Annotated in this window: 25 protein-coding genes; 14 read left to right on the top strand and 11 right to left on the bottom strand. The window is 59.4% G+C overall.

The window, feature by feature from the left end:
• Positions 1-86: 86 nt before the first annotated feature.
• The 5 genes from ACJJVH_RS29465 to ACJJVH_RS29445 are packed head-to-tail and all read left to right on the top strand — an operon-like array spanning position 87 to position 4,814.
• Complete coding sequence (locus ACJJVH_RS29465; protein WP_412066887.1) at positions 87-1,037, top strand: branched-chain amino acid ABC transporter permease; 951 nt, start codon at positions 87-89, stop codon at positions 1,035-1,037.
• A complete protein-coding gene (locus tag ACJJVH_RS29460) occupies positions 1,037-2,032 on the top strand; it encodes an ABC transporter permease subunit (protein ID WP_113358334.1) in 996 nt (331 codons plus the stop codon). Before ACJJVH_RS29465 ends, ACJJVH_RS29460 begins: the two co-directional genes overlap by 1 nt.
• Positions 2,029-2,859, top strand: coding sequence for an ABC transporter ATP-binding protein (locus ACJJVH_RS29455; protein WP_113358335.1), 831 nt, complete (start codon positions 2,029-2,031; stop codon positions 2,857-2,859). Before ACJJVH_RS29460 ends, ACJJVH_RS29455 begins: the two co-directional genes overlap by 4 nt.
• On the top strand, positions 2,783-3,532 hold the full coding sequence (locus tag ACJJVH_RS29450; RefSeq protein ID WP_412066886.1) for an ABC transporter ATP-binding protein: 750 nt from the start codon (positions 2,783-2,785) through the stop codon (positions 3,530-3,532). The genes ACJJVH_RS29455 and ACJJVH_RS29450 overlap by 77 nt, the downstream gene beginning before the upstream one ends.
• Entirely contained in the window at positions 3,525-4,814 is a 1,290-nt protein-coding gene (locus ACJJVH_RS29445; protein ID WP_412066885.1) for an NAD(P)/FAD-dependent oxidoreductase, read from the top strand. Before ACJJVH_RS29450 ends, ACJJVH_RS29445 begins: the two co-directional genes overlap by 8 nt.
• 105 nt (positions 4,815-4,919) lie before the next feature.
• On the opposite strand, the gene ACJJVH_RS29440 is transcribed toward ACJJVH_RS29445, so the two are convergent.
• The 6 genes from ACJJVH_RS29440 to ACJJVH_RS29415 are packed head-to-tail and all read right to left on the bottom strand — an operon-like array spanning position 4,920 to position 11,485.
• A complete protein-coding gene (locus tag ACJJVH_RS29440; RefSeq protein ID WP_113358338.1) occupies positions 4,920-5,843 on the bottom strand; it encodes a nucleoside hydrolase in 924 nt (307 codons plus the stop codon).
• A 25-nt stretch (positions 5,844-5,868) separates the two neighbouring features.
• Complete coding sequence (locus tag ACJJVH_RS29435) at positions 5,869-6,888, bottom strand: nucleoside hydrolase (RefSeq protein WP_113383437.1); 1,020 nt, start codon at positions 6,886-6,888, stop codon at positions 5,869-5,871.
• A 10-nt stretch (positions 6,889-6,898) separates the two neighbouring features.
• A complete protein-coding gene (locus ACJJVH_RS29430) occupies positions 6,899-7,897 on the bottom strand; it encodes an ABC transporter permease (RefSeq protein ID WP_113423631.1) in 999 nt (332 codons plus the stop codon).
• Positions 7,885-8,940, bottom strand: coding sequence for an ABC transporter permease (locus ACJJVH_RS29425; protein ID WP_113358341.1), 1,056 nt, complete (start codon positions 8,938-8,940; stop codon positions 7,885-7,887). The genes ACJJVH_RS29430 and ACJJVH_RS29425 overlap by 13 nt, the downstream gene beginning before the upstream one ends.
• A complete protein-coding gene (locus ACJJVH_RS29420; protein WP_113423630.1) occupies positions 8,937-10,466 on the bottom strand; it encodes an ABC transporter ATP-binding protein in 1,530 nt (509 codons plus the stop codon). Before ACJJVH_RS29420 ends, ACJJVH_RS29425 begins: the two co-directional genes overlap by 4 nt.
• A 17-nt stretch (positions 10,467-10,483) precedes the next feature.
• Positions 10,484-11,485 carry a BMP family lipoprotein gene (locus ACJJVH_RS29415; protein ID WP_412066884.1) on the bottom strand — a complete coding sequence of 334 codons (1,002 nt, stop codon included), beginning with the start codon at positions 11,483-11,485 and terminating at the stop codon, positions 10,484-10,486.
• Positions 11,486-11,756: 271 nt separating this feature from the next.
• On the opposite strand from ACJJVH_RS29415, the gene ACJJVH_RS29410 reads away from it, so the two are divergent.
• Entirely contained in the window at positions 11,757-12,341 is a 585-nt protein-coding gene (locus ACJJVH_RS29410; RefSeq protein WP_113358443.1) for an amino acid synthesis family protein, read from the top strand.
• Positions 12,338-12,934 carry an amino acid synthesis family protein gene (locus tag ACJJVH_RS29405; RefSeq protein ID WP_412066883.1) on the top strand — a complete coding sequence of 199 codons (597 nt, stop codon included), beginning with the start codon at positions 12,338-12,340 and terminating at the stop codon, positions 12,932-12,934. The genes ACJJVH_RS29410 and ACJJVH_RS29405 overlap by 4 nt, the downstream gene beginning before the upstream one ends.
• Before the next feature lie 88 nt (positions 12,935-13,022).
• Here ACJJVH_RS29405 and ACJJVH_RS29400 read toward each other — a convergent pair whose 3' ends face one another.
• From ACJJVH_RS29400 to ACJJVH_RS29390, 3 genes are all read right to left on the bottom strand, one after another.
• The gene (locus ACJJVH_RS29400; protein WP_113358444.1) at positions 13,023-14,219 is read right to left on the bottom strand and encodes an amidohydrolase family protein; all 1,197 of its coding nucleotides are present in this window, start codon (positions 14,217-14,219) and stop codon (positions 13,023-13,025) included.
• A 79-nt stretch (positions 14,220-14,298) separates the two neighbouring features.
• Positions 14,299-14,826, bottom strand: coding sequence for a MarR family transcriptional regulator (locus ACJJVH_RS29395; RefSeq protein ID WP_113358345.1), 528 nt, complete (start codon positions 14,824-14,826; stop codon positions 14,299-14,301).
• A 16-nt stretch (positions 14,827-14,842) separates the two neighbouring features.
• The gene (locus tag ACJJVH_RS29390) at positions 14,843-15,484 is read right to left on the bottom strand and encodes an isochorismatase family cysteine hydrolase (RefSeq protein ID WP_113358346.1); all 642 of its coding nucleotides are present in this window, start codon (positions 15,482-15,484) and stop codon (positions 14,843-14,845) included.
• 290 nt (positions 15,485-15,774) lie between these two features.
• On the opposite strand from ACJJVH_RS29390, the gene ACJJVH_RS29385 reads away from it, so the two are divergent.
• From ACJJVH_RS29385 to ACJJVH_RS29355, 7 genes are all read left to right on the top strand, one after another.
• Entirely contained in the window at positions 15,775-17,127 is a 1,353-nt protein-coding gene (locus ACJJVH_RS29385) for an extracellular solute-binding protein (RefSeq protein ID WP_412066882.1), read from the top strand.
• A gap of 96 nt (positions 17,128-17,223) precedes the next feature.
• Positions 17,224-18,147, top strand: coding sequence for a sugar phosphate isomerase/epimerase family protein (locus ACJJVH_RS29380; protein WP_412066881.1), 924 nt, complete (start codon positions 17,224-17,226; stop codon positions 18,145-18,147).
• Positions 18,148-18,182: 35 nt separating this feature from the next.
• Positions 18,183-19,064, top strand: a complete 882-nt coding sequence (locus tag ACJJVH_RS29375) for a carbohydrate ABC transporter permease (RefSeq protein WP_412066880.1) — start codon at positions 18,183-18,185, stop codon at positions 19,062-19,064.
• 2 nt (positions 19,065-19,066) lie between these two features.
• A complete protein-coding gene (locus ACJJVH_RS29370; RefSeq protein ID WP_412066879.1) occupies positions 19,067-19,975 on the top strand; it encodes a carbohydrate ABC transporter permease in 909 nt (302 codons plus the stop codon).
• Between the two features lie 23 nt (positions 19,976-19,998).
• Positions 19,999-21,084 carry a Gfo/Idh/MocA family protein gene (locus tag ACJJVH_RS29365; RefSeq protein ID WP_412066878.1) on the top strand — a complete coding sequence of 362 codons (1,086 nt, stop codon included), beginning with the start codon at positions 19,999-20,001 and terminating at the stop codon, positions 21,082-21,084.
• 2 nt (positions 21,085-21,086) lie between these two features.
• Complete coding sequence (locus tag ACJJVH_RS29360; protein WP_412066877.1) at positions 21,087-21,935, top strand: NAD-dependent epimerase/dehydratase family protein; 849 nt, start codon at positions 21,087-21,089, stop codon at positions 21,933-21,935.
• Between the two features lie 11 nt (positions 21,936-21,946).
• On the top strand, positions 21,947-22,750 hold the full coding sequence (locus ACJJVH_RS29355) for an SDR family NAD(P)-dependent oxidoreductase (RefSeq protein WP_412066876.1): 804 nt from the start codon (positions 21,947-21,949) through the stop codon (positions 22,748-22,750).
• A gap of 918 nt (positions 22,751-23,668) precedes the next feature.
• On the opposite strand, the gene ACJJVH_RS29350 is transcribed toward ACJJVH_RS29355, so the two are convergent.
• Together ACJJVH_RS29350 and ACJJVH_RS29345 are read right to left on the bottom strand one after the other, a co-directional pair.
• Positions 23,669-25,144, bottom strand: a complete 1,476-nt coding sequence (locus ACJJVH_RS29350; RefSeq protein WP_412066875.1) for a UdgX family uracil-DNA binding protein — start codon at positions 25,142-25,144, stop codon at positions 23,669-23,671.
• A complete protein-coding gene (locus ACJJVH_RS29345) occupies positions 25,141-26,373 on the bottom strand; it encodes a putative DNA modification/repair radical SAM protein (RefSeq protein WP_412066874.1) in 1,233 nt (410 codons plus the stop codon). Before ACJJVH_RS29345 ends, ACJJVH_RS29350 begins: the two co-directional genes overlap by 4 nt.
• Positions 26,374-26,443 lie beyond the last annotated feature (70 nt).

Below are 26,443 nucleotides of genomic sequence, written 5' to 3'. Positions count from 1 at the left end.
TTCGACGCGCGGCGCCGTCACTGTCGGAGACATACGGCCGCGCATATCCTATCCTCGCCATCATGGCGCTCGCGGACGGGACAGCGATGCTCGGGACAGTTATTCAACAGACTTTCAACGCACTGACGATCGGTTCGATCTACGCGCTGATCGCCCTTGGCTACACCATGGTCTATGGTGTCTTGCGCATGATCAACTTCGCCCACGGCGAGATGTTCATGCTGGGGGCTTACGTGGCCTTCCTCGGCCTATCCTTTCTGGTTGGCAATATCGGCGGCGCCGGTGCCATCGCCCTGACACTGGCCTTCCTCGCCGCGGTCGTCGTCGTTGGTTTCATCGGCGTCGGCATTGAGCGATTGGCTTACAAGCCGTTGCGAAATTCGAACCGGCTTGCTCCCATGCTGTCGTCGCTCGGCGTATCGCTTTCGCTGGTGACTGCCGTGCAGATCATGGCCGGCCCGCAACCTGTCGCCTTTCCGAGCTTCTTTCCGAACACGCGCCTGAATGTGCTCGGTGGCACCGTGACGTCGGTGCAGATCGGCATTCTGATCGCGGCCTTCGTGCTGATGTTCGCGCTCTACACGCTCGTCAACCGCAGCCGCGCCGGCATCATAGTGCGTGCGGTCTCCGAGAGACGCCCGACGGCACAACTGCTTGGGATCAACGTCAACCTCGCGATCTCGCTGGTGTTCTTCACAGGGCCGCTTCTGGGTGCAGCCGGCGGCATTCTCTATGCCAGCTACTATGGGATCATGACGCCGACTATGGGTGCCGTGATCGGCCTGAAAGCCTTCACTGCGGCGATCCTCGGCGGCATCGGTTCCATCCCTGGCGCCATGCTCGGCTCCTTCATCCTTGCTTTCGTCGAAGTCGCAGGCACGGCGCTGCTTCCGGTCATTTCCGGCGGGCTGCTTGGCACCGAATATCGCGACGTGCTTGCCTTCGTCATTCTGATCCTCGTTCTTCTTGTCCGTCCCGCGGGTATTCTCGGTGAGCCGGTCTCCGAGGAGAGCATGGTCTACAAGAGGGAATTCTGATGACGTCGGTCGATACCACTCTTTCCACGACGGCGCGCGGCGGCAGGATCATTCCCTGGCTGGTTGTGGCGCTGGTGATCGCGCTCGTCGCCTCCACTCCGTTCATGTCGAACTACTACATCCGTGTCGCCAATGGCCTGCTGATCTACATCCTGCTCGGCATCGGGCTGAACATCGTCATCGGCTATACCGGCCTGCTCGACCTCGGCTTCGTCGCCTTCTATGCCGTCGGCGCCTATACCTACGGCCTGCTGGCGAGCCCGCAGCTCGGCCTGCACCTGCCCTTCATGCTGATCCTGCTGATCGCTGCGGCGCTGGGCATGATCACCGGCATTCTGCTCGGACTGCCGGTACTGAAGCTGCGCGGCGACTATCTCGCGATCGTCACCCTCGGCTTCGGCGAGATCATCCGTATCCTGCTCAACAATATCGATTGGCTCACCGGCGGCCCGAAGGGTATCGCCCGCCTGGACAAGGCCTCGATCTTCGGCCTGGAAATTTCAAAACCGGTCGATTTCTATTGGCTGCTCATCGTTGCGGTCCTGCTGATCGGCACCATCGTCTGGCGGATGGAGCGCTCGATCCTCGGCAAGGCCTGGGCCGCGATCCGCGAAGATCAGGACGCTGCCCGCGGCATCGGCATCAACACGACAAAGGCCAAGCTCGCAGCCTTCGCGACCTCTGCGACGATCGGCTCGATCGCCGGCGTCATCTTCGCCGGATCGCAGCGCTTCGTCAGCCCGGAAAGCTTCTCGCTGCAGGAATCGGTGTTGATCGTTCTGATGATCGTCGTCGGCGGCATCGGCAACATTCTCGGCATCATCGTCGGCGCCGCCATCCTCATCCTTCTGCCGGAGGTGCTGCGCGAATTCGCCGAGTGGCGTATCCTCTTCCTCGGTCTCCTGATGATCGGATTGATCATCCTGCGGCCGGCGGGCATCGTGCCTCGAACCTTCGGGCCTGAAAAACTCATTCGAGGACTGTTCGGAAAATGACCCTCGTCTTTCAAAACCTGCGCAAGCAATATGGCAGCAACGTCGCGATCGACGACGTCTCGACGCGGTTCGAGCCTGGCATGATCCATGGCGTCATCGGACCGAACGGCGCCGGCAAATCGACGTTGATCAACATGACCGCCGGATCCTATACGGTTTCGGCGGGCGCCATCAGCCTCGACGACCGCAAGCTCAGCGGCCTGAAGAAATATCAGATCGCCAATGCCGGCATCGCCCGCACATACCAGAATATTCGCCTCTTCGACCAGATGACGGCGCTGGAGAATCTGGAAGTGTGCTTTTATCCGCAGGAAGTCGGGCAGGCTTGGCGGGAAGTGCTCTGGCCGCCTTTCGCCGCCAAGCGCGAAGCACGCCGCCGCGACGCCTGCATGGAGCTTCTGACCTTCTTCAATCTGCAGTCCTATGCCAATGCGGAGGCAGGCAGCCTGCCCTATGGCCGCCAGCGCATGCTGGAAATCGCCCGCGCGCTCGTCACCAACCCGCGCGTGCTGTTGCTCGACGAGCCGGCCGCCGGCCTCAACCACCACGAGACCGCCGAGCTCACAGCCAAGCTTGGCGAGCTGAGATCGCCCGACCGCGTGATGATCATCGTCGAGCACGACATGGATCTGGTCATGGCGCTCTGCGACCGCATCGTGGTCATGCACCACGGCAAACTGCTCTTTCAAGGAACGCCCGCCGAAGTTCAGGCGAGCACCGACGTTCAACTCGCCTATCTGGGAACAGCCAATGACATCGACGACATCCGGACCGCTGCTAAAGATCGCCGGGCTCAGCTCGGGATACGGGCGCGTCGGCGTTCTTGAAGGCATCGACCTCGAGATCGACGAACGCGAAATCGTCGTTATCCTCGGGCCGAACGGCGCCGGCAAGACCACGCTCCTGAATTCGATATCGGGTGTGGCGCGGCCTACCGCCGGCACCATCCGCTTCGACGGCAGGGACATCACCGGCGCCCGCCCCGAAAACGTAGTCCGCATGGGTCTCGCCCATTGCCCTGAAGGCCGACAGATCTTCCAGCGCCTGACCGTTGAGGAAAACCTCGTCGCGGCTCATATCGGCCGTGCCGGCAAAAGCTTCGAAACGTTGCGTGCCGAAGTTTTCGAGCTTTTCCCGATCCTGAAGGAGCGTCGCAACGGCATGGCGAGCCGCATGTCGGGCGGTCAGCAGCAGATGCTGGCCATCGGCCGCGCGTTGATGGCCGAGCCGAAGCTTCTGATGCTGGACGAACCCTCGCTCGGCCTCGCGCCGAAGATCATCCAGCAGATCTTCCATATTGTCCTCGATCTCTCCAAGGCGGGCATCTCCATCCTACTGGTCGAGCAGAATGTGCAACTGGCGCTGGAATGCGGCGATTATGCCTATCTTCTCAACACCGGCCGCGTGCGGCTGCACGGGCCCGCACAGGAGATAGCCGAACATTCGGATATCGGCGATCTCTACCTCGGTGGCGCGACGGAAGCGGCGATCCATGTTTGAAGTCGACTGGAAGACCCCGCATCTCTGGCGTAAGACAGCCGCGAAGCGGTCGACCGCTCTAAGCCTCAAAGGTGACCACCGGACCGACGTCCTGGTTGTCGGCGGCGGTTTCACGGGCATGGCGGCCGCCCTCGGCGCCCGGGACAGCGGCGTCGACGTCATGCTGCTCGAAGGAAACGAGATCGGCTCGGCCGCCTCCGGCCGCAACAACGGCCTGGTGATCTCCCACCACTCCAAGGCCTCGCCATCCGAGTTCGAAGCGACGTACGGCAAGATGATCGGCGAGCGATACAACCGCATGGTTGCTGATGCCGCCGGCGTTGCTTTCGGCCTTATGCAACGCTTCGGCATCGACGCCCATCAAGTGCAGGAAGGCTGGATCCAGCCGGCACATACCGAAAAAACCTTGCAACGCGCGCGGCAATTCTACGAGGAATGGAAGGCCTTCGGCGCAGATGTCGCCTGGCTCGATCGGGCAGAGACAACCACATGTATCGGCAGCCCTTATCTCGGCGGCTGGATGGTGCGCAATTCCGGCCACATCAATCCCTTCGCCATGACGATTGGTCTTGCAGGCGCGCTAGAGCGCGAAGGCGTCACGATCTGCGAGAACTCCCGTGCGCAGCGTCTAGAGCGCGTCGAAGGCGGATGGCGTGTCCACACGGCCTCTGGCAGTGTTACCGCGCCGGAAGTGATCCTGGCAACGAATGCGCTTACCGGCGACATCTGGCCCGGCCTGAAGCGAACCCTGATACCGTTCAAGGTGTTCCAGGCTTCCACGGAGCCGCTTTCGGAGGAGTTGCGGGCACAGATCCTTATCGGCAATCCCGCGGTTTCCGATATGCGCAACGACCTTCGCTATTTCCACTACGATTGCGACCATCGGCTGGTCAGCGGCGCGACGCATACGCTCTGGTACGATGAGGCAGAACGCGGCCGCGCCAAGGTGGCGCAAGTGCTCGGCAAGGCCTTCAAGGCCTTCGGCGGGCCGCCGAAGGTGGTGGAATACTGGCATGGGACCTTTGCCGTTGTTCCTGACCGGCGACCGCGGCTCTATCGCCTGGCGCCGGGCCTCGTCTTCGGCGGGATCTATTCTGGTCGCGGCGTCGCGCTTTCCATGTCGCTGGGACAGGAGATGGGCCGCTGGGCCGCCGGCAGGCGCACCGACGAACAAATGCCGCTTCCCGTCACCGGCATGAAGCCAATCGCGATGCACGGACTGGCGGTTCAGGTCGCCAACCGCATGCATCACTGGCACCGCCTACAGGACCGCCGCACCTGACACGGCATTCCGCCGATCATCGCTATCAAGCCGCAGGGCGCTTTGATGAGCCGCCGCTTCCACCACCGATGGAAACCCATCCATATCGCAACGTCGAACCACCGGTTATCGCAGGAGGTCGAACATCAGTGCAAAGAAGCGATCAGCATCAACCTCATAGGCAATCCGGGCATTGTCAGCTTCTCCTCGTTCCTGCCAGAAATCAGCAACGGTTGCTCCGAAAGCATAGGTAGCATTGAGATCGACGCCAATATGCGCCGGACGCGTGCGGACGAGGCTCGGGTCGATCACCAAGGCCAAGGCAAGGGGATCGTGCATGGCACCGCCGACCCCCATCGAGTTTCGATGAAGCTTCTCGTAGAATTTCAGCCAGTCCATGACCAGCCTGCCAAGTGGCGTGTCTATGCCGGCAAGCTCTTCGTATTGCGGAGCTTCTATCAAGACCTGCATGGTGACGTCCAGCCCCACCATTGTAAGCGGGATTTGGCTGTCGAGAACGATCTTGAGGGCTTCCGGATCGCAGAACGCGTTGAACTCGGTGGGCGTGATGATCTCGCTCTTGCGATAAAACACGCCGCCCATCCAGATAAGCTCCTTGATCTTGGGAAGCACATCCGGCCGTTTGAGCACGAGGAGCCCGATATTACAGAGCGGACCGGTCGCCACTACGATCATCGGCTCGGGCGCTTCCTCCAGCTTTTCGGCGAGAAAGTCGACTGCGTGCTGCTTCAGGGCAGTACGGCGCGGCATCGGCAGATAGGGCGAACCTTCAAGTCCGCTCGGGCCGTCGGCGGTGCCAAGGATCAATGGCCGCGCGAGAGGGCGAACGCAACCCTGCGCAACGGGCACATGCGAGGCGCCGATGAAGTCTAGGATGCGGATGGCGTTCGAGGTCGTCTTTTCGACCTCCGCATTGCCGCAGGTCGTAGTGACGCCGAGAAGATCGATAGCGGACGAACGATGCGCCATGACCAGCGCAATGGCATCGTCATGACCCGGATCGCAGTCGTAGAGAATAGGAGTAGGCATGGGTCAATGTCCTTTTGCTGAAATATCAGACGGAAGCCGAGCGATAGCGCAGCATCGTCGCCTTGAAGAGCTCCATGAAGCGGCGGCCATCCAGGTTTTCGGCAATTCGCGTTGTCCTCGGGCCGTTGCCGCCGGGAAGGATCTGATGCCCGCGATAGGCCACGGTCTGACCGCGTGCGATGCCCTTTTCGATGACGACGTCGGCAAAAAGCGGCGGAGTTGTCTGCACAAGGTCGGGCGCGATCGCCAGCGCCACGGTTATGACGTCGTCCATTGGAAAGCCGACAAGGCCGAAGAACTCTCGCCAGATATCGATGTAGATCGGAAAGACGTCGGCGATCATCTCGACCACCGGGTTGCCCGTGTTCGCTGCAAGCATGTCGGCAATATCGTCGCGCGTCAGCATGGAGGCAGCGACACGATTGTCCTCGCAGACATCCAGCGGCACCAGAATCTTCTCGCAATCGGCGTTCAGCACGATACGCGCGGCTTCCGGATCCGCCCAGATATTGTATTCGGAGAGCGGCGTCATGTTGCCGGGCGTGATGAAATTGCCGCCAAGCACAAGCATGCCCTTGAGCAATTTTGGCAACTCCGGCTCCTGCAGGATGGCCATCGCGGCATTGGTCGTCGGCCCCGTGGTGACGAGGATGATCTCACCTGGCCTTGATCTTGCTGTTTCGATGATGAAGTCGACCGCATGCCCTGCAGTTGCTGGCCGCGTAGGCGCTGGCGCCGGCGGATTGAACTTCTTGAGTCTGTCGCCGAAGCGAGCCGTCAGCCGCTTTTCGAAATGCACGGGCGCCAGCATGTCCTCCTTGGAATTGCCGACGATCGGGCGCCACGCGCCAGCATGAACGGGGATATCGTCGCGGCTGGCAAGCGACAATGTATTGAGCACAACATCGGTCACCTGCCTGATCGAACCGGCCGCACCCGCGCAAGTCGTGACCGCCTCCAGCTTGATGTCGGGATGGGCTGCGGCAAACAGGACGGCGAGAATGTCGTCTCCCGCCGAATCTACGTCGAGAATGATGCTTTGCATAAGTTTGCCTCTAAGATTTGAAATCGTGCCGGACGTCAATGTTCGCATTGCCGGTCCTGTTGATGGAAAGTGAGCGCCCCAAACTGGTTATGGTCTCGCGCAGAAGTTTGGGCCGCGCCCGCCATGACAGGGCAAACAGCGCGGCAAGCGCGACAGTGTAAGGAACAGCAAGTACGAGATAGGACGGAAAGCCGAAGGCCTGCAGCCTCAGCGACAGAGCATCGGCAAAACCGAAAAGCAGGCAACCGGCCAGCACCCTCAAGGGATCGCCTGCGGAAAAGATGAGGATGGCGACGGCCATGAAACCTCGGCCCGACGACATGTTTTCCGTAAACATGGTGATGTAGCCGAGTGACATATGTGCACCGGCAAGTCCGGCGAACAAGCCGCACAGCAATGCTGCAGCATAGCGGATTCTGGCGATCGAGATGCCAAGCGCTTCCGCCGCCTCGGGCTTTTCGCCGACGACGCGGATATAAAGACCGAGCCGCGTGCTACCATAGACGAAGATCAGTAGTGGGACTGCAAGGAAGGCCACATAGACCAGAGGCGTGTAGCCGGAAACGATCTGAGCATAAGGACCGATCGCATCGCGCAGGCCCGGTATCTGCAGCTTCGGCAGGCCGACGATGCCGTGGCCGACGATCGAGCCGCGCGTACCGAAAATCGCCTTCATCAGCGAGATGGTCATTCCGCCCGCAAGGATATTCAGCGCCAAGCCGACCACGACCTCATTGGCGCGGAAGCTGATGACAAGGACGGCAAAGATCAGGGAGAAGAAAAGCGCGGCTGCGACCCCTATCGCGATACCGCCAAGGGAAGATCCGGTCCATATCGAGCCAAGGACGGCAAAAAAGGCTGAGATCAGCATCTGGCCTTCCAACCCGATGTTGAAAATGCCGGCTTTCGTGGTGAATGAGCCGCCGAGCGCCACAAGCAGGATCGGCGCAGTGGTGCGGATCGTAGCGACGAGGACCGCGATGTTGAGCAGGCTGCCTAAAACTTCCATCTGCGCTCCCCCGTACGATCGCCACGCCGGCGCATCAGAAGATCGGCCGAAACCGCCAGGATGATCAGCGCCTGGATGACGGTAATGATTTCGCGCGAAGCTGCGGTGTCGACCTCCAGAAGCAGCGATCCCGCACGAAGAGCCCCGAAGAACAGCGCGGTAAAGATCGTTCCAACTGGCGAACCGTTGGCCAAGAGCGCGGCAATTACTCCGTCGAAACCGAAACCCGGCGCGAAGCCTTCCATGAAACGGTGGTGGACGCCCAGTGTTTCGACCCCTCCGGCAAGACCGCCCACCGCACCGGAGACGAGCAGTACGCCGAAGCCGGTCTTTCGCACGTTGACACCACCATACTCCGCAAATTTCGGCGCAGATCCGACCATGCTCACGCGGTAGCCCGTCACCGTCCAGCGAAAGAAGACGAATGTCGCAACCGCCATCGCGAGACCGATCAGCAGGCCGATGTTGAGGCGCGAGAAGGAAAAGAGTTCAGGCAGATAGGCGCTCGGCAGTATGGGAGGCGTTTCCGACCATCCTCCCGGTCGCTTGAATACGAAAATGGTCAGATAAGAGGTCAGCAGCGTCGCTATATAGTTGGCGAGAATGGTGGAGACGACCTCGTTGGTGCCGTAGCGAACGCGAAAGAAGGCTGGAATTGCCACCCAGGCCGCACCCGCGGCCACGGCAACCCCCAAGGCAAGAAGAATGTGAACGACCGGCGGCAGCGAGAAGGAAAACCCCACCCAGGCGGCAGCAAAGCCGCCCATGAAGAGCTGGCCCTCGATGCCGATGTTGAACATGCCGCCACGCAGCGCGATGCAGGCCGCAATCCCGCAGATGAGGATCGGCGTCGTCTGAAGCAGGGTGCCTGCGATCTTTTCCTCATCGCCGAAAGCGCCGCGCATGAGGGTCAGAAAGACGCGAAGCGGGCTTTCGTTCGTCATCAGGATAATGATCGCCCCTAGCCCCAGCGCAATGGCAAAGGCAAGCAACTGCCCACCAACCGTGCGCACGAAGCCTGGGGGAAAAGCGGGAATTCTCATGCCTGCTCCTTCGCATCCGCCGGATCCACACCGGCCATCATCAACCCGATTTCATCTTCATCCGCAGCATCGCCGTCCACGATGCCCATGATCCGGCCTTCGAACATGACGAGAATTCTGTCGGCAAGCGCACCCAACTCGTCGAGCTGGGTCGAGATCAGGAGGATGGCCCGCCCGTCGCTGCGCTGGCGCATAATCTCGTCATGAATCGCTTCCTGAGCGCCGATGTCGACGCCGCGCGTCGGTTGGTCGATCAACAGCATGTCGCCACCGGCAGTAAATTCCCGAGCCAGAACCACTTTTTGAATATTTCCGCCGGAAAGAGCCCGCGCCGGATCCTTCGGTCCGCGCGCGCGAATATCAAAACGCTTGATGAGCGCACGCATTTCTTCATCGATCGCCCACCATCGGAGCCAACCTCGGTGGGAGAAGGGTTGCTTCATCTCCCGTCCCATCAGTAAGTTGGCTGAAAGAGAGGCGTTTCGGTCAACGCCACGCGTCATGCGGTCGCCGGGAACATGGGCGAGACCCTTTGCGCGGATCGCGGCGGGCGACAGGCTGGTAATATCGACGCCGTGCAGCAGGGCCTGACCATGACTTGCCGGCCGGAGGCCCGAAAGGACCTCGGCAAGCTCCGCCTGCCCATTTCCGGCGACCCCTGCAATGCCGAGGATCTCCCCTGCCCGCACGCTGAAGCTGACCGATCTCAGTGCCGGAAGGCGACGGTCGTCGCGAGCCCAGAGATCCGATACCGACAGGACCTCGGCCCCTGCCTTGGCATCGCGGGGCCGCCGATCAAAGCTGATGTCCCTCCCGACCATGAGGCGCACAAGTTCGCGCTTGGATAATGCGGACTTGGGCTGCGTGGTGACGACTTTACCGTCGCGCAGCACGGTGATCGTATCCGATACCGCCATCACCTCTTCGAGATGGTGCGAGATGAAGATAACGGTCATCCCGTTATCGACAAAGCTTCTCAGCGTATCGAAAAGATCGCGGCTTTCCTGCGGCGTCAAGACCGCGGTCGGCTCATCGAGAATAATCGTGCGTGCATCGCGCGCAAGCACCTTCAGGATTTCGATACGTTGTTCGATGCCGACCGAAAGTCCGGCCACACGCTCCCTGGGATCGACCTTCAGGCCAAACTTTCGCGACAATTCGGCAGTTGCCGCAAATTGTGCGGCGCGATCGATCAGGCCGCCCTTTCGGATTTCCATCCCGAGAAAGATATTGTCGGCGATGGTCAGCGATGGCACAAGCTTGAAATGCTGATGCACCATGCCGAGGCCCGCGCCGATCGCAATAGCCGGGCTGTCGACGATCATCGTTTGCCCGTCGATCGCGATCGTTCCCTCGTCGGGCTGCAGCAGTCCGAAGAGGATGTTCATCAGCGTCGTCTTGCCCGCTCCGTTTTCGCCGATGATGGCATGAATCTCCCCGCGCTTTACGGCAAGGTCAATGCTGCTGTTGGCGACGAAGGCGCCGAAGCGTTTGGTGATACCCTTCAGTTCGATGGCGAAGCTCATGGGGCACAACAGCAATGTTACTTCGCCTTGGCAATCTGGATCTTGCCGTCGACGATATCCTTATGGATTGCATCAAGCTTGGTCTTGATCTCGGAGGGGAGCTTGGCGGCGATATCGTCACAGATCTTCGCCTCCACGCCGCCGGAGGCGAGGTCGAAGGTACGCGTTCCCGGCATCACCTTTTTGCCTTCAACCTCGTCCTTAATGAGCGAATAGACGGCAATGTCGCCACGTTTGAGCATGGAGGCGAGAACATTGCCGGGAGCCGAGGCACACATGTCGATATCGACGCCGATCGAATACTTGTCGGCGGAGGCGGAAGCCTGCATCACGCCTTCGCCAGTCGGTCCGGCGACATTATAGACGATATCGGAACCCTGGCCGTAAAGGGTCATGGCAAGTTCCGAGCCCTTGGCCGGATCGTCGAAGGTTCCGGCAAAGACGGGACTAACCTTAATATCGGGCGCGGCATATTTTGCGCCTTGCTCATAACCGCCCAAAAAGTTGCGGATGACCGGAATGTCACGTCCGCCGACGAAACCGATCGCCTTGCCATCCCCGATCTTGTCGAAGGACGTCCCCATATCCTCCACCATGCCTGCAAGAGCGCCTATGACGAATGAGCCCTGCTCCTCGGCAAAGTTCGCATAGATTATGTTCTTGGAATCCAGAACGCCATCGATAAAGACGAAGCGCTGGTTGGGATACTGGGCCGACACTTTCTGAAGGGCATCAACCAGCTCCCAGCCCATCACAAAGATCAGATCGTACTGGCCGCTCTTGGCGAGGTTGGCGAACTGCTCTTCGTAATCCAGCGAGCGATTGCCGGTATCGACGAGTTTGAGATCGATGCCGAAGTCCCGCTTGGCATTATTCAGACCGTTGACGATGGAGATACCGAAGCCCTGTGCGAAATAGCCGGAAATGGCAGCGACATGCACTTTTTCAGCGGCGAACGATGAAATCGAGGATGCGGCAAGCATGGAGCCGGCCGCCAAAAGGCGAACGAAACTTTTCATGGCGTTGAATCCCTCTGGTAGCCTTCAAGGCAATGCCATCAAGTTCGATCTTGATTGCCGAATTTATTGATGGTCAAATGAATACTGCTCACGATTTTCTGGATTGTCAATGAGCATTTGCGACGACAACAGCATCGAAATTCGAAGATTATTCACAGATTACTTCATTTCTACGCTAGCTACCATATTTCGGCATTTGCTTGGGCATCCTGCTTGACAAATTCCACATACGAACGAATTGTTGCTGCTCTAACGAATATTGGAGGTACTCGTGACGGACGTGAAGCTACGCAAAATCGTCGTTTCCGTGGATGAGATTTTCCATGAAGGCGGCCCACCACCGGCTGTACCTTTGAGGCGCGCGGCCGTTGTGGCGGTGATCGAAAATCCGTTCGCCGGCAGATATGTCGAGGAAATTGCTTCCTACATGGAGGCACTGAGACCGCTCGGACTTGAAATGGCGAAACGACTCATTGACGCGCTTGGCGGCGATCCGGCTGTCGTGGAAGGGTACGGAAAGGGCGCCATAGTCGGCGCAGGCGGCGAGCTCGAACACGCCGCACTGTGGCACAATCCAGGCGGCTATGCGATGCGCGAGTTGCTTGGCGATGCCAAAGCCATAGTCCCCTCCACCAAGAAGGTCGGGGGTCCGGGCACGCATCTCGACATACCGATCACCCATATCAACGCCTCCTACGTGCGCAGCCATTTCGATGCGATCGAAGTGGGAATCAACGATGCGCCGAGAGCCAACGAAATGGCCGTGGTGCTCGCCATGACCACCGGTTCACGCATTCACGCCCGCGTCGGAGGGCTGAAGGCAACCGAAATCAAGGGGGAGGATGGCCTGCGATGAACGAGGTGAACACGCTCGGCATTCGGCGCATCCTCACGGTGATGGAGGAAACCTTCATCGAGGGCGGCAAACCACTTGCGACGCCCACCCGCCGCGCGGCGGCCATCGCCGTCATCAACAATCCGTTGGCCGGAGATTACGCCGAGGATCTCTCGCCGCTGATCGCCGCAGGCCGCGAACTGGGCCATATCCTTCCCGAACGCGCCGTGCGAGCGCTCGGCGTCGAAGGTAGCAAGGTCGAGAGTTTCGGCAAGGCTGCCTTGGTTGGAGAGGACGGCGAGCTGGAACATGCCGCGGCTCTCCTGCATCCTGAGCTTGGAGCCCCTTTTCGGAAGGTACTGGGTGGCGGCGCAGCACTCATTCCCTCCTCCAAAAAACGCGGAGGCATTGGCGCCGCGTTCGATATCCCTCTCGGGCATAAGGATGCGGCGCGCGTGCGCAGTCACTTCGACGGCATGGAGGTGCGCGTGCCGGATGGGCCTCGCGCAAACGAGATTGCAGTCGCGATCGCCGTGACCGATTCCGGACGGCCCCATCCCCGTGTCGGCGGCCTGACGAAGGACGAGATCACCGGCAAGGACGGCTTGACCTGAAGGAGCGGCGGCAGAAAGCCCAGCACAGACACGAAAATGAAACCCCGCTTTCCAGGCGGCGTTTCATTTTCGGATAGCCGAAGATTGCTTACATGGCCTGCATTTCGGGAACCAGGATGGCGGGCGGCGTGTTGCGGCTCCGGCCAACACGGACTACACCATCGATGAGGATCATGCCGATGCCGGGCATATTGCCGAGCGTCATGCTATCGAGAACCCCCTGCCCGGCACCGCCCATCGCCTGATCGAACAAGACAAGATCCGCTGCACGGCCCGGCGCGATGATCCCGCGATCATCCAGGCCACGCAAGTTGGCAACGTTCCCGGTCGCAAAACATACCGCGACTTCCGGCTCCACACCGCCCAGGGATGCGAGCATCGTTACCATGCGCAACATGCCGAGCGGTTGCACGCCCGATCCTGCCGGCCCATCGGTGCCGAGAACCAGACGATCGAGCACGCCGAGATCGCGCACGACGTCGAGCACGAAGAGCGCGGCACGCATATTGCCGTTGTGGACGATCTCCAACCCACGTTTGGAACGTTCGCAGATCAGGCGAAGTTCGTCCTCCGGCAGCGAGGTGGGGCCACCATTCAGATGCGCGGCAACATCCGCGTCGACTTCGAGCACGGTCTCGCTGCCGATACGCGATGAGCCAGGAATCGAATGACCCCCGGTATGAGTCATGGACGTCATGCCGTATTTGCGCGCCCAGTCCATCATGCGCCTGCCGGTCGGCCCGTCCTTGATCGCACCGAGCCCGAATTCACCGACGAGCTTTACACCGGCGGCGGCGAGTTCCGCGAAATCCCCCTCATCGAGGCCCGGTTCGAGGATCAGCGCACCAGCCAAAACCTTCATGCCAGACGGCGAGAAATTGGAATAGACGCGCTGGGCGGTGATTGCGAGCGCCTTGACGCCGACAACATCGGTTGGACGACCAGGCAGATGCACCTCGCCCGCCGATATCAGCGTCGTCACGCCGCCATGCAGCGTTGATTCGATCCAGCCTAGCTGGTTCTGCCGCGGAGTCCAATCGCCCATGGCGGGATGGGCATGGTTGTCGATCATGCCGGGCATGACCGACGACCCGCGCGCATCGATAACCCTGATCCCGCTCGCCTCTAAATCGGCACCGCGGCCGACGGCCGCGATCTTTCCACTCTCGATCAGAATGGCATCGGCATCTGCGAGAGGCGATCTTATGTCACCGCTCAGGACACGCCCGAGATTGCGGATCAGCAGACGGTCGGCGGATGCCGCCGCGTTGGAGGATTGAGGCATGATCTTGTCCTTGACGGTCATTTATCGTTGTGACAATCCGAACCTAACCCTACCGCGCAAGCAGCCAGATCGGTCAGGGCTATTCCACGTTCTCCTGGCCGATGCGATTCAGGAGATCGAGAAGCGTTGCCTGTTCGCTGGGACTAAGCGGCGAGAGCAGACGCCGCGCCGCCTCCATGGAGAGATCGAGCAGCGGCAAAGTGTAATTCACACCTCGATTGGTCAGCGTGATCATGGTCATGCGCTGATCCGTTTCCGAGCGCTTGCGGACAATCAATCCGCGCTTGAGAAGTGCCTTCACCACAAGACTGATCGTCGAAGGATCCATCTGCGTGATACGGCCAAGCAGGTTCTGGGACAATTCACCGTAGCGGAGCAGGCTTGCGAGAGCCGCATGCTGGGTTGGCGTCAGATCGTCACCCGGCATTACTTCCTGAAAGCAGGCGGTGGCACGTTGGTGGGCCCGTCGCAACAGATGGGCAGGATGATGCTCGAGCGCATGGCCGGTGCGAGCGATATAAGCCTGGATCTCCTCTCGGCCAAGCGTCGGCGGTTCCGGCGGATGGTCGGATGCGGCTGGATTTCTATTCGCTTTGAGGCTGCTCAATTATGGTCCCGTTCGTTCAAGCTGCAATCAAGTTGGTAATGGTAGCACCCCGAGTTAGAGCTGCAACCACGGTATCGGCGTTGGAAACGACGCCGAAATGCGTGGCAATGTCATAGAGGGAGCTTGCCTGCTCCCGCGGACCGGTTGCGGCGCAGGCATCGGCCGGCACGACGACCTCGTAACCATTGAAGAAAGCGTCATGAACAGTGGAGCGCACACAGATGTTCGTAACGACACCGAAGATAATCAGCTGATCGACTTGCATATCCTTCAGCGTCAAATCGAGATCCGTCTGGAAAAATGCCGAATAGCGGCGCTTGATCACATGAATTTCGTCGGATCTGGCATCCAGGTCTTCGATGATCTCAGTCGCCCAGCTGTTCTCAAGGCCATGAGGAGTACGCTTGGCCCATTCGCGCTCCTGGCGCATGCCGGGACGATGGGCGTCATGAACCCAGATGACCGGCACGCCGACGGTGCGGGCGGCCCCGATGATGCCGAGTTGCGGATCGACGAGCGCTTCATAACCGGGCAGCACCATCTTGCCGCCGGGCTTGCAGAATTCGTTGATCATATCCACCACGACAACGGCCGCGCGGCCTCGGTCAAGTTGCACCCGCTGCTCGTTCAGATGGGACGAAAACACATCGAGGGACATTGCGGTTCACTTCCGGGCGAGTTGTCTGACAAGCAAAAATTCATTTGATATCAAACAAGCCGCGACGATCGTTCAAAGTCAAGAACTTTCTGCACTCGGCGCAAGCGAAACAAAATATTGGGATATTATGCTAAATTTTGCCGGCACATCGCAAGGAGATGCCGCTTGACAATAAATCAAAGCTGATCCTTACTCATATGACCATCAACGATATGGTCGTCGACATGAAAGGTCGATCGCAAGCATAAGAGGGGTTCGTCATGCTTGGTTCCTCACCTGCGAAATTCCGTATGCCCACCGTTCTGCCTATCGGCTCTGGCCATGGCCGCTCTTCATTCATCCGGCTTGTGGCAATCATGGTCGGCCTGTCCGCAATCTCTCCAACCTCGGCTGTGGCCGACGGCGTAACATTGAAGGTCTTCGGAGGGTCTTCGCTCGACGTCCTGGCGCCGCGCGAGCAGCCCGATGTTCAAAACAGGATCCGCGAGGAGATCGTTTCAGGCTTCCTCAAGACGCATCCCGAGGTCTCTGCAATCGATTGGGATGCCCAGGGGCCGCAATCCGGCTCGTTACAACGCTTGATGACGGCCAAACTCTCCGGCCAGGAAATGGATATCATCGCGTGCTCGGCTTTCTGGACGAATGGCGCCTATGTGCGTCGCGGGCTGCTGCGGGCAATGAGCGACGATGAGGTGAAGACCTTCGCCGCGAATGTCGATCCGGCGAGCATGGGCGCCTATACCGTCAACGGCAAGATCTATGGTGCGCCGATCACCTCGCTCTCCACCTCGACGATCTTCTACAATGTCGATCTCTTCAAGAAACTTGGCATTCCCGTACCGCCCACCTATGCCGACCTGAAGGCGTCGGTTCCAAAATTCAAGCAGGCCGGAGTCATTCCGCTGCTGCATCAGGGCGCCAACGCCGTCATGTGGCCGATGTGGTATTTCGAAACCCTGTCGCAATCGAGCGGCGATGCCGTCGGGCTGACCCAGAAGCAACTTGACGGCAAGGAGCCTTTCGACGACAAGGCTGCGGTCGAAGCCTTCGCGCTGATCAAGCAATGGGTTGACGACGGAATCCTGTCCAAGGATTCGCTCTCCGTCGACATGGATGGCATGCGCGCGGCTTTTGCCGCCGGCAAGAGCGCCATGTATTACGGCGGCACCTGGGAGGTTCCCTCGCTCAAAGAGAGCGTGAAGAATTTTACCTGGGGCGTGTTTCCGTTTCCGAAGATGCCGGGTACGGCCGGCCAACCGAGGCATGGCGGCGGCGCGGATAACGGCATGTGTCTGGCTGCCGGCATTCCGGACGACAAGGTCAAACCCGCTCTCGATTTCATCTCCTATCTGACCAAGCCGGAAATTGCCAAAACCTATCTGGAGCCGGAGCAGCCGATCGCAACCTCGATCAAGGGTGTCGACGGTATCGATGAGGCCTATGCCAAGGATTTGCGCGCCACGGCATTTCCGAACACGATCAAGTTCCTTGACTGGATCTGGCCAAGCGAGGTGACGAGCGCGGTCGCGTCAGGCATCGCCGGCGTGGTCGGCGGGTCAAGCACGCCCGAGCAGGCCGCGCAGGGCGTCGAAGCGGCCTATAAGGCGCTTGTCGACGAGGGAAACTGGCCGCCAAAGGATTGACCAGGCAAACTCGCCCGGATCTGATTACGCCCGGCGGCGATGAGTCTTTCCGTATTCGCCGCCGGCATCCGTCCTATCTGCAATGAAGGCCATGCCATGTCACGTTCCGCCAGACAGCGTTTTTCAATCGGCTATCATCTCAACAGCTGGGACCTGACGAGCCAGCCGCTTCGCCCGGCATTGGAATTCCTCGCCGGAGAAGGTTTCGGCTGGTTCGAAATTCTCGCCTTCACCAGCCTGTCCGACCAGTTCGCCCGCAAATACATGCAGCTCGGAGATCTCGCACCGCCCGGCGTTATGACGGATACCGATCTCCTGCGACGCTATGCACTGCTATCAGAAGCCCAGAGCGACCTAAACATCCGTCTCTCCTCACTCTATGTGAACGCGACCTTCATAAATCCGGTCCTTTGGGAATATGAGCGCGGTTGCCTGATTTCGCTCGCGCGCCTTCTCAAGGGCTTCGGCTCGCCGGTTCTCGTCCTCGGCGGCGGTCCATCGGTTGCCTCCGGATGCACCCATACTCCCGAGGAGTATAAGGCCTTCTGCCGCTCGCTTGAGGATATAGGCCGCCGCACTGCCGATCTCGGCGTAACAACCGTCTATCATCCGCATCTCGATACCTTCATCGAGCGCCGCGAGCAGCTTGACAGGATGATGGACGAACTCGATACCTGCCATGCCGGCCTCTGCATCGACCCCGCCCATCTGGCCCAGACACATTCTGATCCGGTCGATGCGCTGAAGACCTATATCTCGGCGGTGCGCTACATGCATCTCAAAGACACCCGGGTCGATGACAGTCTCGTCGGCTGGGCGCGCTATGCCGCCTTCTGCGAGCTTGGGGCAGGCGCGGTCGATATGCCAAGCCTCATCGATGTGCTGCTTGATGCCGAATATGATGGCCTTGCCATCGTCGAGCTGGACGCTTCCCAGAAGACCGCGGAGCAAAGCGCGCGGGAAAGCATCGCCTATCTTACCGGGACGCTCGGTCTGATGCTCAATCCAAACGTCAGGTGAAGGAGCAAGGTATGGCCGAGGCCGCAAGGCGACCCATGAGGTTCGACAGCGATAGCATCGCCGCCGCACTTATGCTTGCGCCTGCGGCCGTCATGCTCTCTCTATTCTTCCTGTGGCCTTTCTTCCGAGGGCTCTATATCAGTCTCACGCGCTGGGATGGCTTTTCCGCGCCCCGCTTCGTCGGGGTCGCCAATTACGTGCACCTCTTCAACGACAGGATTTTCGGCGGCGCTCTGGAAAACAACCTGATTTTCGTCGTACTCATTCTGGTCTTCAAGAACGCACTTGGAATGGGCCTCGCCATTCTGCTGGATCGGGCGATCTTCCTGCGCGGACCGATCCGGGCCGCAGTCTTCATTCCGGTGACGCTCTCGTTTGCCGCGACTGGCTTGCTTTGGTCATGGATCTACAACCCCGTGTTCGGGCTGCTGAACGCGGCGCTCGATCTCGTCGGACTTTCCGCACTGAAAATGTCATGGCTCGGCGATGCCCATATCGCGCTCTATTCGGTGATTGCAGTCGATATCTGGAAGTGGCTGGGCTTTCACGCGGTCATCTACCTCGCGGGACTGCAGACCATTCCGCAGGAGCTTTACGAGGCAGCGCGTGTGGATGGCGCAAATGCATTCAAACGCTTCCGGCACATCACACTGCCGCTGATGATCCCGGTCGTGCTGATCAACGTCATTCTCGGACTGTCAGGCGCGTTCGTGAGGAATTTCGATATTGTTCAGGTCCTTACCCAAGGCGGACCCAATCACGCCACGGAAGTGGTGATGACGTTGATGGTCAAGACCGCCTTTCAGGACGGAAACATGGGTTATGCATCGGCGATGGGTTACGCTCTCTTCATCATCGTAGCCCTTTCCTGCATCGCGCTCCTGGCCGTCATGCGGCGTTCGAAAGTGGAGTTTTGATTGTGCCTGCAACGTCTTCGCTCGAATTGACGACCCGCCCTCTCACATTCTCGACAAAACGCCTGCCATGGCGCGATGCGACCAATGGCCGATCGCCGAAGGAAATCGTCTTCGTGTATTCGGCGCTCGCCATCGTGCTCTTCGAGACGCTCTATCCCCTTCTCTGGGTATTGTCCGGTTCATTGAAGACCAAGGAGGAGGTTATCTCCAACGTATGGGGCCTGCCGATTTCCCTGCAGTTTTCGAACTATGCGGAAGCATGGCGCATAGCCGGCATGGGCTCGCGGATCTTCAACAGCGTCATGGTGACCTCGCTCGCACTTGCTCTGATCCTCCTCGTCGCAACGCCTGCGGCCTACGCCATTTCCAGGCTAAGGTTCCGCGGCCGCAACGCTTTGATGGCCTTCATCGTCGCCGCGATGCTCGTGCCGCCGCAGGTGATGGCGATCCCCTTGTTCATGACCGCGCGGGATCTCGGCCTCGTCAACAGCCGTATCGGCGTCGCAATCATACATGCCGCATCGAACTTGCCGCTTTCGATCTTCATTCTCCGCTCGTTCTTCTTGACCTTGCCGATGGAACTGGAGGACGCTGCGCGTATCGACGGTGCAAATCGCCTGCAGATTCTGACAAAGGTCATGCTTCCATTGGTACGGCCCGGAATTGCGCTGGTGACCATCTTCGGTTTTATCGAAGTATGGAATGACTTTTTCCTCGCCTTCCTGCTGCTGCGAGACCCCTCCGTGCAAACGATTCCGCTCGGGCTCGTCGCCTTCTTCCAGCAATATGGTTCGATGTGGAACCTGTATTTCGCAGCGCTGACATTGACGACGCTGCCAGTCATCGTGGTGTTCATCGCCATGCAGAAGCAATTCATCGCCGGTTTGACGGCTGGTGCGGTCAAAACCTGATCGGGACAAGACAGGGAGCCATCATGACAGAGACAACCCAGATCGGCATTGGCGTCATCGGCTGCGGCGAGATCGCGCAGCTCATGCATCTGCCGATCATTCATGAACTGCCCGAACTGAAGGTCGCCGCCCTGTGCGACCTCTCAAGAACAGTGCTGAAAAACCTTGGTGCTCAATACGGTGTCGACGCACTCTATGACGACTATCATGCCCTTCTTGCCGATCCCGCGGTCCATGCAGTCATCATTTGCACCTTCGACCACGCGCCTGTCGTCGAAGCGGCGATCGCCGCCAGGAAGCACTTCATCGTCGAAAAGCCGCTTGCCTTCACCGCAGGGGTAGCCCGTCCGCTCGTCGAAGCGGCAAAGGAGAGCGGCCTGATTGCGCTGATCGGCTACATGAAGCTCTATGATCCCGGCTATCGGCTCGGCCTCCAGCAGCTCGAACGCATCGGCCGGCCGAAGATGATCCAGGTGCATGATTTCGCAGGGCGATTCGACCGGTATCAGCAGCTATATACCCAGGTTCGCGGTCAAGATGTCGACCGCAGATTGATCGACGCCACCCAGGCGGAAGTCGCCGCATGCGTAGCCGCCAGCCTTGGTCCGGACCACGCCGGATACCACGATCTCTACATGACGCTGCTGATGCTCGGGAGCCATGACCTTGCCGTGCTGCGGGGCGCCTTCGGCGTACCTGAACGGGTCGACTATGCCCAGGCGGCCGGCCCGACACATATCATAGCGGTCCTCGGCTTTGCCGACCGCGTCCCCGCATTGCTGGAGATTGCGTTCGGTGCGCAATATGAATGGTGGGATGAGTGGATGACCGTTCACGGCGAAGACAGCGAGATGCGTATCGATTTTCAAAACCCCTACGTCCGCAATGCCGCCGCGATCGTGCGCATCAAGGAAGCGTTCGGGCCGATGCCGAGCGAACGTATCCTCCCCGCCGTTCCCGAAACTGCATTCCGCCGACAATGGCAGCATTTCATTGCCTGCATCAAAGAGGGTGCCGAGCCGATCACGCCGCTTGGTGGCGGATTGGAGGATCTGGAACTCGCCGAGCGCATCATCAAGGCGCTACCGCCCAAAACGGTAGGGAGCTGACCATGAGCCGCGTTCTGGTAACCGGATCGAGCGGTCTTCTCGGAAGCCATGTCTGCGCCGCACTGGTTGCCGCGCACTATGAGGTCACTGGGCTAGATCTGGCCGCACCAGCCCAGGGGTCTGGCTGGAGCCATGTCACCGGCGATGCCGGCCGGCTCGACATTCTCGCCGAACTATGCGCCGGCATGGACACCGTTGTTCACTGCGCTGCGATCCCGCGGCCGACGGGCCGTGCCGCGTCGGACGTCTTTCACATCAATATGTCCGCGACCTACGCCGCGCTCGAAGCCACCCGCCTCCACCGCATTGAACGCTTTGTCTATGCCTCCTCTTTCAGCGTGCTCGGCTACCCCTTTTTCGAACAGCCGGTCGCTCCGCCCTACCTTCCCGTTGACGAAGCCCATCCAATCGGCACGCAAGACGTCTATGCTACGACCAAATGGCTCGGGGAAGAGATGGTCGAGGCCGCCGTTCGACGCGGGTTGCATTCCGCCGTGAGCTTACGCATGCCCTGGATTCAGACGCCGGCGACATTTTTCCACGATGTCGGCCTACGCCGGACACAGCCGGATGCAGCCCGAGACCTTTGGGCTTATCTGGATGCCCGCGATGCCGCGGACGCCTTCGTTGCGGCAGTCCAGCGGCCGATCATCGGACACCTGCGTCTCCTGTTGAGCGCCGCCGACAGCTATGGCGACCAGCCGAGCGCCGAACTCGCAGCTGCGGCGTATCCGCAAGCCGAGATGAGAAAGCAGCTCGCTGGCAATACGGCATTGATCGATACATCGGCAGCGTATGATGCGCTCGGATTTACGCCACGCTATTCCTGGCGCGATTATCCAAGAGCCTGACGGAGGATGAAATGCGGTTTGACGAAAAGACGGTCTTGGTCACCGGCGCCGCCGGCGCGATTGGCTCTGCGGCCGTGCGCCGCTTTCTCTCCGAGGGCGCGAATGTCGCAATCGCCGATCTGGACCTCGACAGGGCCAAAGCTTTAGCCGCCGAGCTTGGCGACAAGGCAGCGGCCTTCGGCGTCGACGTGGCCGATCCAGCCGCTGTGGAGGTCATGGTCAGGGAGGTCGATATGCATTTCGGCGGCATTGACGTGCTGTTCAACAATGCCGGGATTCCTGGCACGGTGACGCCCGTGCACAGCCTGACGCTCGATGACTGGAAGAAGACCATCGACATCAACCTGCACGGCATATTCTACGTCCTGCGTGCGACACTCATTGTGATGATCGAGAGGAAAATCCAAGGAGCGGTCGTTAATATGGGTTCGTCCATGGCCGGTTGGGATACACTCTCGGGCGGCGTCGGCTACGCAGCAAGCAAGCACGGCGTGGTCGGCATCACCCGCATCGCCGCGCTCGACGCCGCCCCTTACGGCATTCGCGTAAACGCAATCTGCCCCGGCGTTATCGAGACGCGGCTCGGTGTACCGGCAGATGATGATGTTGCCTACGAAGCTGGAATTCAGCGCTTTGCTGACCGCATTCCGCTGCGCCGCATCGGCCAGCCGGAGGACGTCGCTGCCGCCGTCGCCTTCCTCGCCTCCGACGACGCCCGCCATGTGACCGGTGTGGATTGGCTTATCGACGGTGGCCAGACGCTACAAAGCTGGGCGAATGCCCCGGATTCCAAGAGGTTTCCGCGATACGTATAGCGTTTACGGCAGTGGTTAGCGGAAGTTTCTGGGCTTTTTGCAGACTTTCGTCGAAGAAATTTCCGCTCCATTGATGTGGAGTGAGCCGTTGGGCCTGAAAGCCGTTGCGGAGAAACTGAGGCGCCACTCGAAAGATGATGTAGACGCATCGTGAAGTTAGCGGAATTTGAAATTTGACGCGCGATGCCGGAATTTGACAGATCCTGATCCTCTTTACTGCCGCGATCGCTTTTCAGCCGAGATCATCGCGCACGCCGTCTGGCCCTGTGGTCGCCGTTCCAGACAAGAGGAGGAGCGACAGTCGGCGACAACGCATGCCGTCGCTGCAAACGAAGCGCGTGACGCCGCACAACCTCCGTCACGCCACCGCCTATCGGCCAACACTACCGGCGTCTTGCCGCTGCCGGGAAATCATAGCCGAAAGTCATCGATCGCTCGTAAACTAGCGGGTTTCGTTTGGAATATAAGCCGGCACGCGAACCCAGCCGTCTTCGCCGGAGCACTCTGATAAACCACGATATCTACAAGGCCAGAAATGAGTTGAACATAGCAACCTGACCAACGTGTCGCGAAATCCTGGCATAATGGGAAATCCTCAGACTATGTTGGGGAAGGCTTCGGCTTATGCCCGTTCCGAGACAGGAGAAGGCCGGCGACGAACATGGGAAATGCGGTAGCCAATCCGCGGATGAAAGCATGATCAATCGTCGCCCGATCGGATCGTAACACACTGGTCGGGGTGAAATCCATCGCCGTCGGCGGCCGCTTCGACCATATCCGGCGTCCAAGACGCTATGATGGCCAACCATCTGACTCAAGGCCAGCAATCCCCGGAATTCGGCCGCGGATGCTTGTCTTCAAATAAGCCCGGATCTTGGATCTCCGGTCTGCGCCCTATATGCGCGCCCGGCCCGATGGTCAGGCAGCAAAGCGTCCGATCCGCCGGATGTCGTCGCGAAAGCGCGCCAGCTCCTCCGCTCGCCTACCCTCGTCGGGAATGCGCAGCAAATAGGAGGGGTGAACCGTCACGAACAGAGTCCGTCCCTCTTCCATCACGATCGACCGGCCGCGAAGGTCCTCAAGACGATCCTTGTAATCGGTGAGCGAAAACAGTGCGGTTGCCCCCATGGCCACAATTACCTTCGGCTGCACCAGGTGAATCTCGCGGGTCAGCCACCAGCGGCATTGCTGCACCTCACCCATATTGGGTCGCCTGTGGATTCGACGTTTGCCCCGCGGCTCATATTTGAAATGCTTGACCGCATTGGTGACGTAAAGCATGCGCCGGTCCAGACCGGCGAGTGACAGCGCCTCATCGAAAATGCGACCCGCAGGCCCCGTGAATGGACGTCCTTCAAGATCCTCTTGATCACCCGGTTGCTCACCAACAATCATCAACCGGGCATCGACAGGTCCTTCACCGAATACCGTCTGAGTGGCGCGGCAGTGGAGATCACAACGGCTGCAATGCCGCGCCTCCTGCCGCAGCGATTCGATCGTATCGATTTCGACAACTGGCCTGGCCTGCACCTGCGCGGCCGCCGCCTGCAGGCGATGATGAAAAGGCAAGGGCTCGCTGGCCTGCCGTCGTCCCATATCCATAACCTGCGCTTCCGCACCAGCGATCAGGCCGGGAATGAGATCCGCCTCCGGCAAATTCCTCCAGTATTTCTTCGGCATCTCCGTCATCATCATCTTCACCTTCAACCGGGCAGGATTGAAGATGGAGGCATAATAGGTGCGCCAGAGTTCTTCTGTCTCATCGCTTATGTCGGGCTTTTGCGCCGGTTGCGTCGAGGTGCGCAAGGTCTCGCCATCCCAAGAGGCCGATCCACGCGGTGTGGCTATTATCCAATCCATGTCGTTAAATCGGCGTTGGAAGAACGGGGCAACCCGCGCGACGATAAAATGGTCTGGCTCGAACCATGAAAAAAAGCGGCGGCGGCCCACTGTGCCCGCAGGCAACGGCATTTCCTTAAAACGTACGAAGGCCGTCATCTTGTGATAGTCGCGACCCACGGATTTATGCATGCCGTGCGCCGCGACGACATCGACATCCGATTTTACGTCCAGCAGATGCCGTTCCTGTTTCAGGCGAAACAGAAGGCGATAAAGCAACGCAAACCGGCCAGGATTGGAGTGGCAGACTACGGCTTCAGCGAGCCGAAGAAAAGCCAGCGGCACAGAAACCTGTATCGTGTCCGTTTCCGTCAAAGTTGGAGAAGAGCGCAGATTCGGGAACACGGTTGCAGTGGCATCAAACAGCCCCTGCTCGTCGCCCCTCAGCCGCCAGTCGATCTCCGCGGGTTCTATCCCTGCCATCAGAAAACGGCGCGCGGCATCCCGCCACTCGGTAAGATCACCCCGTCCTTCGAGAAAACAGCTCGCGGTCATAACAAGGACAGCTGTTCCGATTTGGGCATGAACATCGAACGCAGATCGGTTCGCTCGTCCAACCGATGCGGCGTCCAGCCTTCGGCGATAACGAAGGTCCGTACCTTTTTTAATGAAACACCGAGCCGTCCGATATCCTCCAGCCTCAATCGGCGGAAACGGCGAGCGGAAAGAATGGATTTTACCGTTCTAGCGCCAAAACCGGGCACCCGCAAAAGCGTCTCCTTTTCGGCGCGATTGACATCGACCGGAAACCAGTCGCGATGACCGAGTGCCCATGCCAGCTTAGGATCGAGGTCAAGATCGAGCATGCCATCCTTCCGTGTCGAAGTAATCTCGTCGATATCGAAACCATAAAAACGATAAAGCCAGTCAGCCTGGTAAAGTCTGTGCTCGCGCATCAGCGGCGGCTTGATCAACGGCAGGTTCTTTGACGAATCCGGGATCGGACTGAAGGCCGAATAATAAACGCGCTTCAAACCATAGCTGCCGTAAAGCCGCGCACTGGTATCGAGAATCGTCGCATCGTTCGCGGCATCGACGCCGACGATCATCTGCGTACTCTGCCCAGCCGGCGCGAATTTTCGCCGTCTCTTGGTCCGCAAGGTCGGCTCGGCCATCTCCTCGATTTTCAGGCGCAGATTGCCCATCGAGCGACGAATATTGTCAGGTCGCTTTTCCGGCGCAAACTTTCCAATCCCGGCATCGGTAGGCAGTTCGATATTGATCGACAGGCGGTCGGCATAGAGTCCGGCCTCCTCGATCAATTGCAGCGAGGCTTCCGGAATGGATTTCAGGTGGATATAACCGCGAAAATTATGAACCGTGCGCAATTCGCGGGCAATGCGTACCATCTCCCCCATCGTATGATCGGAGGAGCGAATGATGCCGGACGAAAGAAACAGGCCTTCGATATAATTGCGCCGATAAAATTCGAGCGTCAGCCAGACCACCTCCTCCACCGAAAATCGCGCTCGCTCGACATTGCTCGATGAGCGGTTGATGCAATAGGCGCAGTCATAGATGCAAAAGTTGGTCATCAGAATTTTCAAAAGCGAAATGCATCGACCGTCCGGCGCATAGGCATGGCAAATGCCGGACCCTTCCGTAGAACCGAGCCCGCCGGTCGAGGACGAATCTCTTTTTGCCGTTCCGCTCGAAGCGCAGGACGCGTCATATTTGGCCGCATCAGAGAGAACAGCCAGACGTTCTTTGAGTGTTTTCTTCATCTAAATGTTCACTATATGTTCTTGCCTGCACTGTCAAGAAATCCAGCTTGGCCTGCCGTCAGCGCACTTT

Source organism: Rhizobium sp. SYY.PMSO, assembly GCF_046840415.1.
Lineage (GTDB): Bacteria > Pseudomonadota > Alphaproteobacteria > Rhizobiales > Rhizobiaceae > Rhizobium.
The sequence above is the reverse complement of the archived record's forward strand: the minus strand, read 5'-3'. Positions and strand labels throughout refer to the sequence as shown.

Coding starts and splice junctions, on each gene's coding strand:
- ACJJVH_RS29465 (WP_412066887.1), top strand. CDS start 87: ATGCTCGGGACAGTTATTCAACAGACTTTCAACGCACTGACGATCGGT.
- ACJJVH_RS29460 (WP_113358334.1), top strand. CDS start 1,037: ATGACGTCGGTCGATACCACTCTTTCCACGACGGCGCGCGGCGGCAGG.
- ACJJVH_RS29455 (WP_113358335.1), top strand. CDS start 2,029: ATGACCCTCGTCTTTCAAAACCTGCGCAAGCAATATGGCAGCAACGTC.
- ACJJVH_RS29450 (WP_412066886.1), top strand. CDS start 2,783: ATGACATCGACGACATCCGGACCGCTGCTAAAGATCGCCGGGCTCAGC.
- ACJJVH_RS29445 (WP_412066885.1), top strand. CDS start 3,525: ATGTTTGAAGTCGACTGGAAGACCCCGCATCTCTGGCGTAAGACAGCC.
- ACJJVH_RS29440 (WP_113358338.1), bottom strand. CDS start 5,843: ATGCCTACTCCTATTCTCTACGACTGCGATCCGGGTCATGACGATGCC.
- ACJJVH_RS29435 (WP_113383437.1), bottom strand. CDS start 6,888: ATGCAAAGCATCATTCTCGACGTAGATTCGGCGGGAGACGACATTCTC.
- ACJJVH_RS29430 (WP_113423631.1), bottom strand. CDS start 7,897: ATGGAAGTTTTAGGCAGCCTGCTCAACATCGCGGTCCTCGTCGCTACG.
- ACJJVH_RS29425 (WP_113358341.1), bottom strand. CDS start 8,940: ATGAGAATTCCCGCTTTTCCCCCAGGCTTCGTGCGCACGGTTGGTGGG.
- ACJJVH_RS29420 (WP_113423630.1), bottom strand. CDS start 10,466: ATGAGCTTCGCCATCGAACTGAAGGGTATCACCAAACGCTTCGGCGCC.
- ACJJVH_RS29415 (WP_412066884.1), bottom strand. CDS start 11,485: ATGAAAAGTTTCGTTCGCCTTTTGGCGGCCGGCTCCATGCTTGCCGCA.
- ACJJVH_RS29405 (WP_412066883.1), top strand. CDS start 12,338: ATGAACGAGGTGAACACGCTCGGCATTCGGCGCATCCTCACGGTGATG.
- ACJJVH_RS29400 (WP_113358444.1), bottom strand. CDS start 14,219: ATGCCTCAATCCTCCAACGCGGCGGCATCCGCCGACCGTCTGCTGATC.
- ACJJVH_RS29390 (WP_113358346.1), bottom strand. CDS start 15,484: ATGTCCCTCGATGTGTTTTCGTCCCATCTGAACGAGCAGCGGGTGCAA.
- ACJJVH_RS29385 (WP_412066882.1), top strand. CDS start 15,775: ATGCCCACCGTTCTGCCTATCGGCTCTGGCCATGGCCGCTCTTCATTC.
- ACJJVH_RS29380 (WP_412066881.1), top strand. CDS start 17,224: ATGTCACGTTCCGCCAGACAGCGTTTTTCAATCGGCTATCATCTCAAC.
- ACJJVH_RS29375 (WP_412066880.1), top strand. CDS start 18,183: ATGAGGTTCGACAGCGATAGCATCGCCGCCGCACTTATGCTTGCGCCT.
- ACJJVH_RS29365 (WP_412066878.1), top strand. CDS start 19,999: ATGACAGAGACAACCCAGATCGGCATTGGCGTCATCGGCTGCGGCGAG.
- ACJJVH_RS29360 (WP_412066877.1), top strand. CDS start 21,087: ATGAGCCGCGTTCTGGTAACCGGATCGAGCGGTCTTCTCGGAAGCCAT.
- ACJJVH_RS29355 (WP_412066876.1), top strand. CDS start 21,947: ATGCGGTTTGACGAAAAGACGGTCTTGGTCACCGGCGCCGCCGGCGCG.
- ACJJVH_RS29350 (WP_412066875.1), bottom strand. CDS start 25,144: ATGACCGCGAGCTGTTTTCTCGAAGGACGGGGTGATCTTACCGAGTGG.
- ACJJVH_RS29345 (WP_412066874.1), bottom strand. CDS start 26,373: ATGAAGAAAACACTCAAAGAACGTCTGGCTGTTCTCTCTGATGCGGCC.